This is a genomic window from Paenibacillus sp. Soil750 (assembly GCF_001428045.1).
GTDB classification, from domain to species: domain Bacteria; phylum Bacillota; class Bacilli; order Paenibacillales; family NBRC-103111; genus Paenibacillus_E; species Paenibacillus_E allorhizoplanae.
Genome location: NZ_LMSD01000024.1, coordinates 22,407 through 38,790, shown reverse-complemented (window position 1 = coordinate 38,790; position 16,384 = coordinate 22,407). Strand labels below are relative to the sequence as shown.

The following is a 16,384-nucleotide window of genomic DNA, read 5'->3' as shown; positions in this document are numbered from 1 at the left end:
ATGGCGGAGGGGACCCACGCGTTCCCATCTCGAACACGACCGTTAAGCCCTCCAGCGTCGATGGTACTTGAACCGCAGGGTTCTGGGAGAGTAGAACGTTGCCAAGCAGTTTCCCTAACGGGAGCTTATATTAATGACGCGGGGTGGAGCAGCCCGGTAGCTCGTCGGGCTCATAACCCGAAGGCCGCAGGTTCAAATCCTGCCCCCGCAACCAATGATTTGAGTCATTAGCTCAGTTGGTAGAGCACCTGACTTTTAATCAGGGTGTCGTAGGTTCGAATCCTACATGACTCACCATTTGCCTTATTTACCAGTATGCGCGTATGGCGGAATTGGCAGACGCACTAGACTTAGGATCTAGCGGGCGACCGTGGGGGTTCAAGTCCCTCTACGCGCATCAAACATCCCCAAGTCGTATCTTACGGCTTGGGGATCCCTATGCGGAAGTGGCTCAGCGGTAGAGCATCGCCTTGCCAAGGCGAGGGTCGCGGGTTCGATCCCCGTCTTCCGCTCCATTTTTCTTAAGCGCCCTTAGCTCAGCTGGATAGAGTATTTGACTACGAATCAAAAGGTCGGGAGTTCGAATCTCTCAGGGCGCGCCATTTTTATCACAATCGTATCGGGACGTAGCTCAGCTTGGTAGAGCACCTGCTTTGGGAGCAGGGGGTCGCATGTTCAAATCGTGTCGTCCCGATCAAGAAAGAAAGCATAGACTGTCAGCTTCATGCTGACAGTCTATGCTTTTTTGTTCATTGCCGTCTACTGATAACTGGGATTCAAGTTAGTGTTGGTGTATAGTAGACAGGGAGGAGGGCTACAAGTTGGAACTACGCTGGAGACGGAATCTATTTATTTTATGGATTGGGGCATTCTTTTGCGCGATGGCGTATACACTCTCGATCCCGTTTATCCCTATATTTTTACAAGAAGACTTGGGTATACATAGCGGTTTGGAGGCATGGTCGGGGATCACGTTCTCTGTGAGCTTTCTCGCAAGTGCAGTTATTGCACCTTTTTGGGGTTCCCTAGCTGACAAATATGGCAGGAAACCGATGCTGCTCCGTTCAGGGCTAAGCTTAAGCGCCGTCTATTTTCTTAATTATTTCGTGAATGATCCGTATACGTTTATTGTTGTTCGTGTTCTGCAGGGACTTATGGCGGGTTATATTCCCGCATCGATGGCGTTAGTTAGTACAAATACACCAGAGAAGCATGTTGGTTATGCCTTAAGTGTCATGTCCACGGCGACGGCAGCTGGGAGCATCCTAGGGCCACTTTTCGGGGGCATGCTCAGCCACTGGGTAGGGACAAGAGAATGTTTCTTGGCATCTGGATTTGTCGTACTTATTTCTGCGGTGATCGCCGTAGTCGGCGTGAAGGAAGTGCATCACAAGAAAGCGGGGGCACGCCCAAGTGTTCTTCAGGATATTAAGCAAGCGACTGCCAATAAGCAGTTATTATCCATTTTTGGATTAACCGTATTAGTGGCAACTTCTGTGATGATTTTAGAACCGCTTTTAACGATTTATGTCGTGCAAATCGGTGGAAGCGCCAAAGGTGCATCACTGAGCTCGGGTATTATTTTCTCGGCTGCAGGTGTAGCGACCGTCATCATGGGATCAAGATGGGGCATTATCGGGCAGCGAATCGGCTATGACAAAACACTGCTCATTGGCTTAATTGGTGGCGGTATTGGGAACCTGCTGCAGTTGGTTGCGCATAATTTAATTGCTTTTGGTGTGCTTCGTTTCAGTTATGGGTTATTTTTCGCTGCGGTCTATCCGGCCCTAAGCGCGCTTATTGTGAAAGCTTCCGATGCTGACTTCCGAGGGAGAGCGATGAGTCTTAACCAAACATCGAATCAATTAGGGATGATGATCGGTCCTTTGATTGGCGGATTCCTGGGCGGTCTAGTAGGGATTCATTCTGTATTTTTATTAACAGGATGTGCGTTACTGCTAGCAGCCGGCGTGTTACAGCTCAATCTGAGGAAGCAAATGAAACAGATATCTGCGGACTGAGGTTTTAATGTGATTAGATTTGTAAATAAAGATATACATACTCGATTACAGAAGGAGCAAATCTAAGGATGTTGAAGAGAACAGTAGGCCGTTTGAATAGGGAAACCTCTGTGTTGATGTTTGGTGCAGCTAGTCTTGGCCAAGTTACACAGGAGGAGGCAGATGCCTCTATCGCTTTCGCGCTGGCACACGGCGTGGATCATTTTGATACAGCGGCGAGCTATGGAGACGCAGAAGTGCGGATGGGCCCGACGATAAGCCGGGTGCGGAATGATATCTTTTTAGCTACCAAAACAGGGCAAAGAACGAAAAAGGAAGCAAAGGAAGAAATTTATCGCTCCTTGGAGAGAATGAAGGTAGATTCCGTCGACCTGTTACAACTGCATGCGGTGGGATCGATGGAAGAATTGGACCGCTGCACGGCAAAGGGAGGGTCGCTGGAAGCGGCATTAGAAGCGCAACGTGAGGGTATTGTGAAGGAAATCGGGATCACAGGTCACGGGCATCAAGCACCTGCGGTTCATCTGGAAGCGCTAAGGAGATTTCCTTTTGCCACCATACTCTTTCCGCTGAACTACTACATGTATGGCTTACCAGACTATCGTGAGGCTGTAGATGCACTGATGGAAGAAGCAAACAAGCAGCAGACGGCGATTCGGGTGATCAAAGCGATTGCGAAAGCACCTTGGATTGAAGGGGCGGAGCGTCCGTATGCGACGTGGTATGAGCCTTTTGATCAGCAGGAGATTATCGATGCCTGTGTACACTTCGTGCTGTCGTTTCCAAGCGTATGCGGTTTTGCGAGTGCGGGGGATGTGCATTTATTTCCCAAAATCGTGGATGCCGTTGAGCGCTATGGTACGATGAGCAAGGAGGACATGGTACGAATTCTGAGTGGGATTAGTGGATATACGAGTGTTTTTGGAGCACCGACGTCGATTGCTTAATGTGATAAGCCTTCACCCTATTATTATGGGTTGAAGGTTTTTTTGTGACTTTCTGCACGCATACGACACTTACTGGAGGTGCCATACGAATAGCTATGAGGTACGTTAGGAGGCATGGTTATGTTTAAATTAAAGATAGTATCTCGTAGATTTTGGCAAGTTAGTGTTGGCGTAGTTCTAGTCATGGGTGTGTGTGTGGCGTTAATGAGCACTTTGTACATAAAAGGACTTGATGTGTCGCTGTTGAGTCAGCCGCTACCAGAGGCATCTGTCGTGCTTGATAAGAATGGTCAAATTGCTTCTCAGTTGTCGGCGTCAAAGATCGATGCTGTGCCTTTTAAGGACATCCCGCAGGTATTGGTCGATGCCATTGTCGCGGTGGAGGATCGACGTTTCTTCGAGCATAAGGGGGTAGACATGAAGTCCATCTTCCGCGCAGTTGGCCGGGATGTGCTCAAAGGAAGCTATTCGGAAGGTGCCAGTACCATTACACAGCAATTAGCTCGAAATCTTTTCTTAACAGCGGATAAAACGGTTGGTCGTAAATTGCGGGAAGCGGCTTATGCGATCAAAATAGAGACGAGCTATAGTAAGAATGACATTCTGGAAATGTATCTGAACAAGATTTATTTCGGTGAGGGCAGTTGGGGGGTACAGGGGGCTGCGAAAACATATTTTAATAAAAATGTGACAGACCTCACGTTGCCAGAAGCTGCGGTGTTAGCGGCTTTGCCGAAGGCACCTAGTCATTATTCCCCTTTTCAAAATGAAGAGCAAGCGTTGGAAAGAAGGAATACGGTTCTCAAGTTGATGCTGAAAGAAGGTAAAATAACGCAGCAGGATTACGAGAAAGCCAATGCTTCAGCACTTGGAGCCGTGAAGACAGTCAATATGGATGAGGCGAAAGGAAGAAATCGGGCGTATGTGGATGCTGTGATTGATGAGGCTGTAACTCTTTACGGTTTTACGGAGGAACAATTACTAACAGGCGGTTTGCGTATTACGACAGAGCTAGATCCTACAGTACAGAAAGCAGTAATTGATGTAGTTAACAATAACAGTCTGTTCCCTGAAAGCAAGCCAGATCAGCTCATTCAGAGTGGTGCAGCTATAGTCGACCAGAAAACAGGTGGTGTTAGAGCGCTAGCTGGTGGACGCGGGGAAGGCGTATTTCGAGGCTTCAGTCATGCTACCCAGTTGAGGAGACAGCCAGGATCGGCTTTTAAGCCAGTCGCTGTGTATGGCCCTGCTCTGGAGTTAGGTTACAAGCCGTCAACCATGCTGTTTGATGGACCGTTGAATATCGAAGGCTACCAGCCTCAAGATTGGGATCACCAGTCAAGGGGACAAGTATCGATGCAAGAGGCCATTACTTCATCATGGAATATCCCTGCAGTCTGGCTTTTGCATGAGATTGGCATTGATAATGGCTTGAAGTTTGCGAAGTCTTTGGGGATAACTTTACCCGCACAAGACCGGCAGTTGGGTATTGCGCTTGGCGGGCTTTCCGAGGGGGTATCTCCGCTGCAGATGGCGCAGGCTTTTAGTGCTTTTGCAGCGAAGGGCGTCTTAAACCCTGCACACTTGATCTCCAAAATCGAGACCAATGATGGACACCTGCTTGTTCAATCGAAAGCTAAGGGACAATCGGTGATGCGCGCTGAAACGGCCAATACGATGACGGCGATGCTGCAGACGGCCGTAGCCCAGGGGACAGGAAAGAACGCGGCTATGAATCGTCCAGTGGCTGGTAAATCGGGTACAACGCAACTTCCGGGAACGAAGGAGTTCGAGGGGATCGGCAGCGGAAGTGCCAAGGATGCGTGGTTCGTTGGCTATACGCCGGAATTGACGGCAGCGGTATGGGTTGGTTATGACCGAACGGATTCGACGCATTATTTAACAACCTCGGGTGGGGCAGTGCCTGCCGTATTATTTCGCGAAATGTTGAGTCGTGCGCTTGCTCAAACACCAGTTGTTCCTTTTGATATTCCGATGAGTATTGAGGAGGGACCTCAGAAGGATAGCTCCACCTCGAATGAATCAGCAGCGAAGAAGGACAAGGGACAGCAAAAGCAAGCTGAACAGGGGCATGGACATGGTAAAGAGAAGAAGAAATAAGTAAGAAAGCCCTCGAAATCCGGTTAAGGAGGACGAGGGCTTCATTTGTTTCTAGTTAGTCTTGTTTATTGTTGTTACCGGGCTTTTTATCATTGTTTTTGTCTTTTTGAGGTTTCTTATCATCTTTCTTATCATCTTTCTTGTCATCGCTCTTGTTATCTTCTTTGTCTTCTTCGTTGTCATCGGCATGCACGTTCAAATGAACATTCAATTTGCCGGCTTCTAAATTGTATTGTTTGGCGAGCTGCTGGCTCAAGATCTCTCGCGCATTGGGTGCAGATAAGTCAATAGAACCCAGAAGTTTGGAGATCCAAGCTTGAGCTTGCGATCCTGTGAGATGAATTCTGCCGGCATGCGGAGACTGGATGCTCAGATCATACTGAGAACCATGTGCTCCCTTGGATTGTTTTAAATGAAAGTTGAAATGCTGCCCATCTACACTAACGTCCACATCCTTCAGGTCAGATCGTTTACCTGGAGGGGAAGCTTCTGGCTTATTGTCTACTTTCGTAGGAGAAGAGCTTGGACTTGCAGATGAGCTGGGAGCTACTGTAGCAGGGCCAGATACTGGAACGGGTGCAGGTGATTCACTCGGAGCGGGAGAGACAGGCTGTGTTGGTTCAGAAGTGCTTGCGGTTTCTGAAGATCCCTTCACATAAGCGGCTTGTTTTTTATTATTCAGAATGACCTCGATCTCATCCCCAGAGTGTAAATCGCTTAATTGAGCCTTCTCGTCATTCATGAACACCCAGACGGAAGAAGCCAAAGGAACGGTTTGATCGCCAGTATTCGTATGTAAAGTAATCGAATCTGCCGTTAGGACCGCAAGCTTACCTTGGATGGATGTAGACGTTGTCTCACTGGATGAAGTTGTAGCATACGCTGTCCAACCACAGAGCATCAGGGTAGCTATGACAATAGCAATAATCGTTATTTTCTTTCTTTTGTGCATTCTAAACACCTCCGCTAACAGCTTTCGAGCCGAAGGGAGGTTTTAGGACGGTATACGTAAAACTAGATGTTGAAATTTAGGAGGCTAGTCGGTGTCAGATTGCAGGCGCTGCATGAATTCTTCTGCTGCACTGTATCCTTGTTGACGCAGATACCAGCTATTGGCAGCAGCTTCGATAAGACCAGCTACATCGCGTCCGGGTTGGAGTTGGATCTCAATATGAGGAATAGAAATGTCCATATAGTCGGTGAAAGTGGGCTCTAACTCTAAATCATTGTTTAGAGTGTGTTCCTGCCACTTGGTCAGCTCGATATCGAGCACAATGCGTGTTTCATCTTGAAAAGCTTTACGGCCATAAAGCCGTGAGACATTGATGAGTCCAACGCTGCGCAGCGCGAGGAATTCCTTCGTTTTGCCATTATGCGTGCCGAGCAGCGTTTCTGGGCTAATTTTCTTGAGCACGACGATATCATCGGCGACTAGGCGATGCCCTCTGCGGATCAGCGTGTGGGCTGTTTCGCTCTTGCCAACACCGGATTTGCCGCGCAGCAGGATGCCGATCCCTGAAACATTAACGCAGACCCCGTGGACGGCGATCTCCTGAGCCAATGATTTGCTCAAAAATAAATCAACCAAGTCCTGGAATTTGCTCGTAGGTGCGCTTGTGCGGAGAAGGGGGATTTTCTCTTCTTCGCAATATTTCTTCAAGTATTTCAAGCCTTCTTGGTTTCTCGTTACGACGAAACAAGGGGGATGATATTTCACAATATTACCAATGTGCAAATTTCTTTCATTTTCGCTGAGTTTATGTAAGTAAGTAATTTCTTTGCGACCTAAGAGCTGTACATGTGCTTGCGGAAAATATTCAAAATAGCCGACAAATTCCAGACCGGGGCGGTGTGCCTTCGTTTTGGTAATAGGACGGTGGAGCTCCGAATGGCCAGCGAGGATTTCGAGCGAAAAGCGTTCAACTAAATCTTTTACAGTGACGGACTTCAAACGGGTGCTCCTCCTTCGAGTTGTGCGGTAGTCAAGTAAACCTAGAGTAAAGATAAGCTCTACGTGATATGCCTATCTGTCTTTACTAAATTCTCTTTCACCTAGTCACAATCCTTTATTGAAAGCGCTTGAACAAAGGATATGAAAGCATTTCTTGTCGATCGCAAGCTTTTATTGTTGCTTTTGGATGTTATGTTGGTATGATGATAGGAAAGCATGAGGGGGATTTAACAAGATGAGTGTTGCCTATAAGAACTGCCAGAGCTGTGGGATGCCTCTCGCTCGTGATGAGCAAGGCGGCGGTACGGAGAAATCGGGTAGTAAGAGCAAGATGTACTGTAGTCATTGCTATCAGGATGGGGCGTTTACCAAGCCTGATCTAACAGTTGAAGAGATGAGAGAACTAGTTAAAGGAAAATTAGTGGAGTTTGGCTTTCCGAGATTTCTAACGGGGCTATTTACGAGAAATATCCCTAAACTGCAAAGGTGGTCATCTCAGAAGTAAACAGAATAAAGTTGCCCGTGTCATCGACTGAGCATAAATAAACAAATAACGCTCTGCACCTTGATGGTGTAGAGCGTTTTATAATTAATCTCCTACCTAACCACCTCTCTGTATGTAAAAGCAGCTATCTGTGAAAGCCGCATTTTTTGGCAAGTGTTGGCCATGTCGAGAGAAACATGCTTTCCCACCTGTCTTCAGGTAATACGAGGATCCATCTCGCGATTTGATCCAAGCCCATTTCATAAAGCGTGTGAAGCACTTCTTCTTTTTCTGATCCGGTTTTTAATGCTAACATCTCAAAACCACCTCAATCGAATGTATTCAAACAATTATGTATATGCAATTTTTTGAAAATATGTGACGGTTATTTTCAAAATGGTAGTAAGCAAGCCTAGGAAGAGGCTTATTCTTTGGGCCATTTGAAAATAAAAGGGTCATATTTAAGGTAGGCTTGTCTAAGAATCGGAGGAGAATTCGGATAAGGTGGACAAAAGAGTGAACAACACAAAAGGTATCCTCGTAGGAGACACGAAGGATACCTTTTTACATAATTCACTTCAGCTGATTCCGTATGCTCGGATCAAGCGTTTGGAGCACCTGAGCAAGTTCCTCATCTGAAATCGGCTCTCGCCCGTACCGCACTCGATTATACGCCGTGGTAAGCGTGTGAACCGAAGCTTCTGCAAGCTGTGTTTGATGCGTGAGCTCCCAGCCTGTTTCATTGGGGGTTAGTGCACGCTTGAAAGTGTAACCCCTCTTGCTCGCTTGCCCAATCAACCCACGGTACAGATAGCGGATACGCTCCTGATTGTTCGGCAGTTGTGACCAAGACGGCTCGCGATTGGATGTTGACCACAGTTTCGAGCTTGCTTTGCGCCACCACAAGTTAGGAAGCTCTCTCCAATCGAGAAGGGCTTCTTTCTCATCGGTATACCCGTCGTCAGAAGTATCACCTTGCTCACGTTGCAGCGATCGATTCCAAAAGCGCCGAATGAACGAGAGAAGTATGGGTGCAAGCTTCTTCAGAATCAGATAGAGGCCGCCTAGGATGAAAGCAATGACCAACATATAGCCAATAATTTGCACGAGATACTGCATGAGAATGCCAAACCAACCTGGTTCATGCGGTGTAGCTGGCGGTAGTTCCATAGGAGGCGGTGCTGAAGGGCTGACTTCAGGTACAGCAGGTGGTTCTTCGGATGACATCAATCCCAGCAGCCAAGCTAAGATGCCATGCAGAAGGCGCATAAGGGCTTGCTTGACTTGCTGAAAGTAAGCGACGGCAGCGATAACCGCAATAAAGCCAATTAGCCAAATACGACTGGAACGTTTCACGGTTTGAGACAGTGACGAGGCGGCAGCGCGATCATTTCCTGCTAAGGTAGCAACAAGAAGCTGTGTGCGATTCGTCATAAAGAAGAAGAGAATCAGGGTAGCGAATCCGAGCCCGTTTAAGGCTATCTTGTACGGCTGCATAAGCTCTACGCGGGTCATAATGGGAACACCAATGAAGTACATGACACCAGAAATCACGAAAACCCCAGGTGGATAAAGGGAGATCCATCCATCTTTGGTATATCGAATCCCCCGATAGACGAGTAGTGCACCAATTGCCGCACCTAAAGCAACGTGCAAGGGTTCTATTTGAAATACATAAGATAATCCATAACCTACGGCCACACAGACAAGGAACTCGTATCCTTTGCGAGAGAGCCATTTCAACTGTCCCAAGTAGGTGCCGATCACGAAGCTGAGTAGTAGTTGGGTACACGTCAAACCAAGCGTACTATCAAATACATAAACTTGAGATAACGTAACTAGTGGAGCAAAGATAACCAGCTCGATGAAGCTGAATAAGAGTGCAAGGCCACATCCCCGTAGAAGGTAGGATAAACGAGAAGGCGGAGAATTCGTTCGATTAAGCAAGGGCTTGAGCATCGGATGAAGTCGCCTCCTTATCGCTGAGATCAAGAAGATTATGATGCAAGGGGACAAGGAAGACGGAATGTCCAGATGCTTCAAGTCGTTCGATGCTGCGTGCCATCCCCTCAGAAACGAAGGCGGTCAGCAAGATGATATCGAGCGCCTCACCTTCCACCTCGATGCCATAATCGAGAAAATCTTCACAGGAACGAGCACAAGAGATTGCAAGCTTCGCCATCGTTTGAAAAAGATGTTCCAACTGCCCCCAGCCGCCTTCAGGCGCACAGTACACGGGAACACCCGGCTCATTGAGCAGCCAACCGTTATAGCCAAAACCAACAGGAACACCTCGGCTAACCCCATGTTCGGCTAACGTTGCCGCGTAGGAGAGGGCTTTTTCGACAAGTTCAGGGTCGGTTACTGCATCCCACATCGTTTCAGTGACTTGACTGTTAACGACGATAAGTAATCGAGGATCAGCCGTAAATTCTCGGTTGTACACTTGAAGCCGCTGGCTGCGCGCCGTTGCTTTCCAATGAATGCTATTCATCGTATCGCCATAGCGGTACTCTCTTGCACCGGAAACGAGAAATGGATCAGGCATGATCCACCGCTGGACTGTTACATCGCCTTGCCAACGGCTAGACAGGAGCGGAATGTCATCTCGATTTACTAGGCGAGGGTATACAAGAAGCTCTACATTTATGCGATGCGTGGTAGAGGCCGCTTGTAAACCGACGAAATCACCCATCGTTGCAGCGATGGTTTCCAACTTGTACCAACCGCGTTTGGCTGCATGTACACCATGGCGCCGCACGATGCGGGTATAGGGCATGAGGCTGAATAGACTGCGATGATTTTGAAAAATGGAGCCGCTGCTCACTTCCAGATTATTCATTTGCGTGAAGTGGAGTCCGGCATGAATCGTTGACTCCAAGCGCAGCCAGGGAATCGGCGCAAGCTTACGATTCACGATGGTTTCAATCATGAGAATATCATCGCCGACATGGCAATGTGTCGTATTAAAAGTTCGTTCAATGCGAAGTCCGCGAAACCCCCAGCGAGCGAAAAACTGAAACTGGAGAAAGAAGAGAGCGGCAGCGATAATGACTATCCAGCTTATGCTCATCCGTCCGTTACCCCATCTTCACTTCCGTAGGAACGGGGGTAGCGGCAAGTATGTTCGTCAGCAGCGCATGCACCTGCTGATCCTGTTGACGTGAGCGCGTGCGCAGCAGAACGCGATGCGCCCAGACGGGCGCGACCAGCGCCTTGACGTCGTCCGGCAGCACGTAATCGCGGCCGCGAAGCGCCGCATACACCTGCGCCGCCTTCATCAAGGCGCGCACACCGCGTGGGCTGACGCCGAGCGCGGAGTCCGCATGCGTGCGCGTCGCTTCCGCGAGCTGCACGATGTAGTGCAGCAGCTCGTCGCTGACGCGCACCTGCGTGAACAGGAGCTGCGCTTCGAGCAGCTCCGCGCGGCTCACGACCGGGAGCAGCTGATCTAGGGGATCTTGCTTCTGGTAGCGCTGCAAGATCAAGACCTGCTCGGCTGCCGTTGGATAGCCGAGGGACAACTTCATCAGGAAGCGGTCGAGCTGTGCTTCCGGCAGGGGAAAGGTCCCCTGATTCTCGACAGGATTCTGCGTGGCAATGACGAGGAACGGCGCTTCCAGCTTGCGCGTTTCCCCGTCGATGCTGACCTGGCGCTCCTCCATGCTCTCCAGCAAGCTGGACTGTGTGCGCGGTGTAGCGCGGTTAATCTCATCGGCGAGCACGATGTGCGCGAAGAGCGGACCTGGGCGGAATTCGAACTCGCCCAGTTTCTGGTTGAAGAAATTGATGCCGCTTACATCGGACGGCAGCAAGTCGGGTGTGAACTGGATGCGCTTCATGGAGCCATCGAGGGAGCGAGCTAGTGCTTTGGCGAGCTGGGTTTTCCCTGTGCCGGGCACATCTTCGAGCAGCACGTGACCGGATGCAATCAGTGCGATGACTAGGAGCTCGACGGTATCATTTTTGCCTATAATAACGTGACCAACGTTTTCTTTGATGCGGGAAGCGATGCGTTCAATAGGTGCGATATTCAAATGATTAACCTCCTAAATAATGAATGATGCGAATGAAATGAAACAGGGGAACAATAAGATCACGGTTTATTAAGGTGTCAAGATTTACATATACTCCACGCTCATTTTAACATCTATCAGGGGATTTTTACCAATGTTTCCTCGGACAAGTATCGATTCCATAGGTAGGTATCCATGGGCAGTAATCGATTCTATTTGTATATTCGATGGGCAGTGAGTACAATGGTGGTGATAATTAGAAATAAGATGAGCAATGTTGCTAAATTGGGGAGTCCTGGGAGGTCAGGCATGTACAAGCTGCTGTTAGTGGATGACGAAGAGGATGTACGCGAAGGTGTCGTCCGTGAAATAAATTGGGAAGCCATTGGCTTTGAAGTTGTCGACAAGGCGGAGAATGGGAAAGAAGCGCTGGAGATGGTCGAGCGTCTGCAGCCGGATGTGGTTGTGACGGATATTCAGATGCCTTTTATGAATGGCTTGCAGCTTGCTGAAGCAATTAGAGAGCGCTTTCCCACGATTAAGCTCATCATCCTGACAGGGCATGATGAATTCGAGTACGCCCAAAGGGCGATTAAGCTGCATATTGATGAATATGTGCTGAAGCCATTTTCCGCACAGGAGCTGGTGAATGCTCTTATGAAGGTAAAAGGACACATCCAGGAAGAGGTTGCGCATCGGAAGGATGTGCAGCTGTTGAAAGAGCATTACCGCAAGAGTATGCCGGTGCTGAAGGAGAATTTCTTAGCGACATTAATGAATCGGAAGCTCCCGCGGGACGAGGTATTTGAGAAGGCAGCGAACTATGGGATTGCGCTTAGCGGCAATAGCTATGTGGTTGCCGTTCTGAGCATTGATGGGGTCTTTATTTCGGAAGAAGATTTGGAAAATCGGGAGGAACTGTCGAAGTCGATATCCTTGAAATATTCGGAGGATCAGGCGTTGAAATATTTCGCCCTCTTAAATATTACCGAAGAAATCGCCAATAAGAGGGGCCTCGGTCTCGTTTTCATGCATGATGATCAGGTTGTGTTGCTAGCGGCGAGAGAGAATAGGGACAAGGAAGCAGCGCTGCAGGAGACGATGAGGGTGCTGGAAGAAATTCGGCAGAGTGTGGAAAAATATTTGAAATTCACCCTTACTGTTGGGATAGGCAGTGTGATGAAGGACGTCACGAAAATCAGCTATTCATATGAAGATGCTGTGCTTTCTCTCGACTATAGACTGATTCTAGGCAGTAACCGCATGATTTACATTGATGATGTGGAGAAGCGCAGCGTTGATAAGGTTCGATTTGATGATGTGAAGGAACATGCCTTGACCCGCTGTATTAAGGTAGGCACATCGCAAGAGATCCGGGAGACGATTGATGAGCTGTTTCAAGGCATCGAGGCCGGTGTGTCGGTGAAGGATTATCAGATCTATTTGCTTGAAATTCTTACTTGTATTCTGAAAGCAGCCAAGGACTCAAACCTGAATGTTGACGAGGTATTTGGCGAGAGTTTCATCCCTTTCACGGAGATTAATAAATTCACTTCCTTGGAGGAAGCGAAACATTGGTTGGCCGAGCTCTGTGCGAGTATGATGAGTCACATTGCAACGGATCGTCAATATACGTATAAAAACCTTGTGGATCTAGCGAAGGATTATACGAAGAGCCACTATCATGAAGGCGATATCAATATCAATAAGGTGTGCGGACATCTGCATATCAGTGCGGGTTATTTCAGTTCCATTTTCAAAAAAGAAACGAAAATGACCTTCGTGAACTATTTGAACCACATTCGGATGGAAGCAGCGAAAGAGCTGTTACGTTCTACGGATATGAAGGCACTGGAGATCGCTGAGAAGGTGGGTTATGCGGATGCTAATTATTTCAGCTTCTCCTTTCGTAAAAATGTGGGCGTTTCCCCGAAGGAGTATCGCAATAACAGCGTCAAGGGGCCGTAGGGACTAGAAGGGGGAGAGTTGCTTTGAGACGCAGAGTGAGTACGCTGCTGAAAGCTTTATATAACGTCATGCTCGATACGATGCGGGTAAAAAGTATTCAGTTTACCATAACGATGTCATTCATTCTTATTACCGTAACCGTCATGCTTGTTGTCTCCTTGGTGCTCTATAATAAATTTGCTAAAACAGCAGAAGAGAGCGCCTTTCTGAGTACGGCCCAGGTGATTGAGCAGGTACAATTCAACCTGGAGCAGTACATTAAAGGGATGTCAGATACGTTCGAAGTTGTAGATGCCAAAATCGCCAAAAGCCGCGGCATCCCGTCGGACAAGCTGCTCGAACAGCTAGACACGATCGCCAGTACGCGTGAAGATATTGTGTCTATTCATCTGTTTACCGCGGATGGCGGGTTGGTCACCGGTGTGCCAACGACAGAGATGCGCAAAAATACACGGCTGCTCGAGCAGCCGTGGTTTCGGTCTGCCCTCGATAACCCGAATCATCTAACGTTTTCTTTGCCGCATATCCAGAACCTATTCAAAGATCCCTACAAGTGGGTGGTTTCCATGAGTAAAGGGGTCACGATCGAGCAGAATGGGAACTTGGTGGATGCGGTTATTTTGGTGGACATTAATTTCAAGACACTGGACGATGTGTTTCGTACGGTTTCTCTTGGTAAGAAGGGCTATGTCTATATCATTGACGATTCGGCAGGCAGTATTGTGTATCATCCGCAGCAACAGCTTATTTATATTGGTCTCAAATATGAGAATGTGGAGCAAGCACTCAAATTTTCGTATGGCCGATATATGGATGTTAGCGAAGGGGAGTCGCGGTTAAATGTTGTGCGGACGGTCAATAACATCGGATGGAAAATTATCGGTGTTTCCTATCTCGATGAAATTATGACGACGCGCAAGGAAATCTCGACGTTCATGATTTGGTTGTTAGTGATCGTACTGTTCTTCATTTTGTTGATTTCCTCGTTCATGTCAGCGCGTATTTCCCAGCCGATTAAACGACTGAAGAAGTCCATGGAGATGGTGGAGAAGGGACATTTCGACACGTATATTCATGTGCGTGGAGCGGATGAGGTCGAGCAGCTTTCGCGGCGCTTCAATTTGATGGTTTCGAGGGTTCGTGAGCTGATGAATCAGAGTATCGAGGAACAGGAGATTAAGCGGAAGAACGAGCTGGAGGTTCTCCAATCACAGATTAATCCGCATTTTTTATACAATACACTCAATTCGGTCGTTCGAATGGTTGGCAATGGGAGGACGGAAGAGGTTGTGACGACGATCACATCGCTGTCGAAGTTTTTCCGGATATCACTCAGCAAAGGCAAAAATATTATTACGATCGGGGAAGAGATCGAGCATATTCGCAACTATTTGATTATCCAGAAGATGCGTTACAAGGACAAGTTTGAATATGAGATCCACGTCTCGGAAGAGGTGCTTCCCTACAAAACGCTTAAGTTGATTCTGCAGCCTTTTGTAGAAAATGCGCTCTATCACGGGATCGAGTATATGGTGGATGAAGGGTTGATTGAGCTCATTGTCACGATGGATAAAGGGAAGATTCTCATCGAGATTCGAGATAATGGTGTCGGGATGTCAGAGGAAACGCTGAAGAGTATTATGACCGGTCAAGTGAAAAGTGAAAAGGGCTCAGGTGTCGGACTGCGAAATGTGCATGAGCGGATTCAGCTTTATTTTGGAATGGACTATGGGGTTCACGTAAGTAGTGAGCTGGAGGAAGGAACAACCGTCCGAATTACGATTCCAGCCATACTAGATGAAGAAGGGGGGAATGAAGGATGAGATGGAAACCACTACTGATTGCAGTTCTCGTCGCTCTTCTCTCGATTTCCTCTTGCACCGAAAGTGTGGAGACCTTGCCTACTGAGCAGAAGAAGCACCTGGAGGTTATTCTTCGCAGTCAAGAAGGCGACTATTGGAAGACGGTAAAATTGGGCGCAGAGGTCGCGGCTAAGGAGTTTGATGTGACGTTAGACTTCCGAGCACCAGGTGATGAGGCTGATGTGAAGGGGCAGATTGCCTTGATGGAGCAGTCGATTTCAAGCCTTCCAGATGCGATTGTCTTAGCGGCTAATGACTATAAGGAGCTTTCTCCTATCGTAGATGAAGCGGGTAAAGCTCATATTCCCGTAATTACGGTTGATTCTGAAGTAGAGACGAAGAATGTGCGTAGTTTTATTGGCGCGGATAACTATGAAGCAGGTCAATTGGCAGGCCGACAACTGATTAAACTGATCGGAACGAGTGGGCAAATTGCCATTATGAGCTTTAGGAAAGGGGAGCGAAACACGGAGCTGCGGGAAAAAGGGCTATTAGACGAAATATCGAAGTTTCCCGAGGTTCAGGTGATCGATAAGGTGTACAGCTTAACGGATCGGGAGCTTTCGGCTCAACTCACGCATGAAGTCATCGACAAACATCCAGAGCTGGATGGGATTGTGGCACTGAATGAAATCTCCTCCATTGGCGTTGCCAGTGCGGTACAGAGTCGGAATTTGAATGATAAGGTGAAAATCATCACGTTTGACAGTACCTCTGAGGAGCTAGAGCTGCTCCAAGAGGGGGTCATTCAAGCAACGATTATTCAAAATCCGTTTAGCATCGGTTACTTGGGCGTGAAAAGTGCGGTAGATGCCGTTAAAGGAAAAACGGTTCCAAAGCGCGTGGCAACAGGGATTAAGGCGATTGATTTGAACAATATGTTCTGGTCAGACAATCAAAAATTGCTATTCCCATTTATTAAGTGATTGAAAGTGATGAGAATTTCGATAGAAGACATGAGGATATTGCATTTGTTTATGGCCTTTGAACCATTATAGTAAGGAATGTAAACAA

13 protein-coding genes, 6 tRNA genes and 1 rRNA gene are annotated in these 16,384 nt (G+C 47.9%); 14 read left to right on the top strand and 6 right to left on the bottom strand.

All coding sequences use genetic code 11. The features are described from left to right. The 10 genes from rrf to ASL11_RS23020 form a co-directional block, all read left to right on the top strand. A 5S ribosomal RNA gene (rrf, locus tag ASL11_RS23065) occupies window positions 1-107 on the top strand; the annotation flags it as partial. A 30-nt stretch (window positions 108-137) separates the two neighbouring features. Further along, a tRNA-Met gene (locus tag ASL11_RS23060) sits at window positions 138-214 on the top strand. A 7-nt stretch (window positions 215-221) separates the two neighbouring features. Next, window positions 222-297, top strand: a tRNA-Lys gene (locus tag ASL11_RS23055). Window positions 298-317: 20 nt separating this feature from the next. Then, window positions 318-397: transfer RNA gene (locus ASL11_RS23050), tRNA-Leu, on the top strand. A 43-nt stretch (window positions 398-440) separates the two neighbouring features. Beyond that, window positions 441-515, top strand: a tRNA-Gly gene (locus tag ASL11_RS23045). A gap of 10 nt (window positions 516-525) precedes the next feature. Continuing rightward, window positions 526-602, top strand: a tRNA-Arg gene (locus ASL11_RS23040). An 18-nt stretch (window positions 603-620) separates the two neighbouring features. After that, window positions 621-694, top strand: a tRNA-Pro gene (locus tag ASL11_RS23035). 127 nt (window positions 695-821) lie between these two features. Beyond that, a complete protein-coding gene (locus ASL11_RS23030; protein WP_056620316.1) occupies window positions 822-2,021 on the top strand; it encodes an MFS transporter in 1,200 nt (399 codons plus the stop codon). Window positions 2,022-2,089: 68 nt separating this feature from the next. After that, a complete protein-coding gene (locus tag ASL11_RS23025) occupies window positions 2,090-2,968 on the top strand; it encodes an aldo/keto reductase (RefSeq protein WP_056620315.1) in 879 nt (292 codons plus the stop codon). 120 nt (window positions 2,969-3,088) lie between these two features. Continuing rightward, the gene (locus ASL11_RS23020) at window positions 3,089-5,089 is read left to right on the top strand and encodes a transglycosylase domain-containing protein (RefSeq protein ID WP_056620314.1); all 2,001 of its coding nucleotides are present in this window, start codon (window positions 3,089-3,091) and stop codon (window positions 5,087-5,089) included. A gap of 55 nt (window positions 5,090-5,144) precedes the next feature. On the opposite strand, the gene ASL11_RS23015 is transcribed toward ASL11_RS23020, so the two are convergent. After that, entirely contained in the window at window positions 5,145-6,041 is an 897-nt protein-coding gene (locus ASL11_RS23015; protein ID WP_056620313.1) for a hypothetical protein, read from the bottom strand. Between the two features lie 84 nt (window positions 6,042-6,125). Next, window positions 6,126-7,040, bottom strand: coding sequence for an HPr(Ser) kinase/phosphatase (gene hprK, locus ASL11_RS23010; RefSeq protein WP_056620312.1), 915 nt, complete (start codon window positions 7,038-7,040; stop codon window positions 6,126-6,128). 235 nt (window positions 7,041-7,275) lie between these two features. On the opposite strand from hprK, the gene ASL11_RS23005 reads away from it, so the two are divergent. Further along, entirely contained in the window at window positions 7,276-7,545 is a 270-nt protein-coding gene (locus ASL11_RS23005; protein WP_056620311.1) for a zinc ribbon domain-containing protein, read from the top strand. Between the two features lie 124 nt (window positions 7,546-7,669). Here the strand turns inward: ASL11_RS23005 and ASL11_RS36640 are convergent, their stop codons facing one another. The 4 genes from ASL11_RS36640 to ASL11_RS22990 all read right to left on the bottom strand — a co-directional run bounded on the left by ASL11_RS36640 (window position 7,670) and on the right by ASL11_RS22990 (window position 11,561). Then, window positions 7,670-7,840 carry a hypothetical protein gene (locus ASL11_RS36640; protein ID WP_155993910.1) on the bottom strand — a complete coding sequence of 57 codons (171 nt, stop codon included), beginning with the start codon at window positions 7,838-7,840 and terminating at the stop codon, window positions 7,670-7,672. A gap of 257 nt (window positions 7,841-8,097) precedes the next feature. Further along, on the bottom strand, window positions 8,098-9,483 hold the full coding sequence (locus ASL11_RS23000; RefSeq protein WP_056620310.1) for a DUF4129 domain-containing protein: 1,386 nt from the start codon (window positions 9,481-9,483) through the stop codon (window positions 8,098-8,100). Beyond that, window positions 9,464-10,597 (bottom strand): DUF58 domain-containing protein, encoded by a 1,134-nt coding sequence (locus ASL11_RS22995; protein WP_056620309.1) that lies wholly within the window; start codon window positions 10,595-10,597, stop codon window positions 9,464-9,466. Before ASL11_RS22995 ends, ASL11_RS23000 begins: the two co-directional genes overlap by 20 nt. 7 nt (window positions 10,598-10,604) lie before the next feature. Further along, a complete protein-coding gene (locus ASL11_RS22990; protein ID WP_056620308.1) occupies window positions 10,605-11,561 on the bottom strand; it encodes an AAA family ATPase in 957 nt (318 codons plus the stop codon). A gap of 288 nt (window positions 11,562-11,849) precedes the next feature. Here ASL11_RS22990 and ASL11_RS22985 point away from each other — a divergent pair, with 288 nt between their 5' ends. The 3 genes from ASL11_RS22985 to ASL11_RS22975 all read left to right on the top strand — a co-directional run bounded on the left by ASL11_RS22985 (window position 11,850) and on the right by ASL11_RS22975 (window position 16,296). Then, window positions 11,850-13,508: a response regulator gene (locus ASL11_RS22985; RefSeq protein WP_056620306.1), complete on the top strand. Its 1,659-nt coding sequence runs from the start codon at window positions 11,850-11,852 to the stop codon at window positions 13,506-13,508. 68 nt (window positions 13,509-13,576) lie between these two features. Continuing rightward, a complete protein-coding gene (locus tag ASL11_RS22980) occupies window positions 13,577-15,331 on the top strand; it encodes a cache domain-containing sensor histidine kinase (protein ID WP_157257016.1) in 1,755 nt (584 codons plus the stop codon). Continuing rightward, window positions 15,328-16,296 (top strand): substrate-binding domain-containing protein, encoded by a 969-nt coding sequence (locus tag ASL11_RS22975; protein ID WP_056620303.1) that lies wholly within the window; start codon window positions 15,328-15,330, stop codon window positions 16,294-16,296. Before ASL11_RS22980 ends, ASL11_RS22975 begins: the two co-directional genes overlap by 4 nt. The last annotated feature ends 88 nt before the right edge of the window (window positions 16,297-16,384 follow it).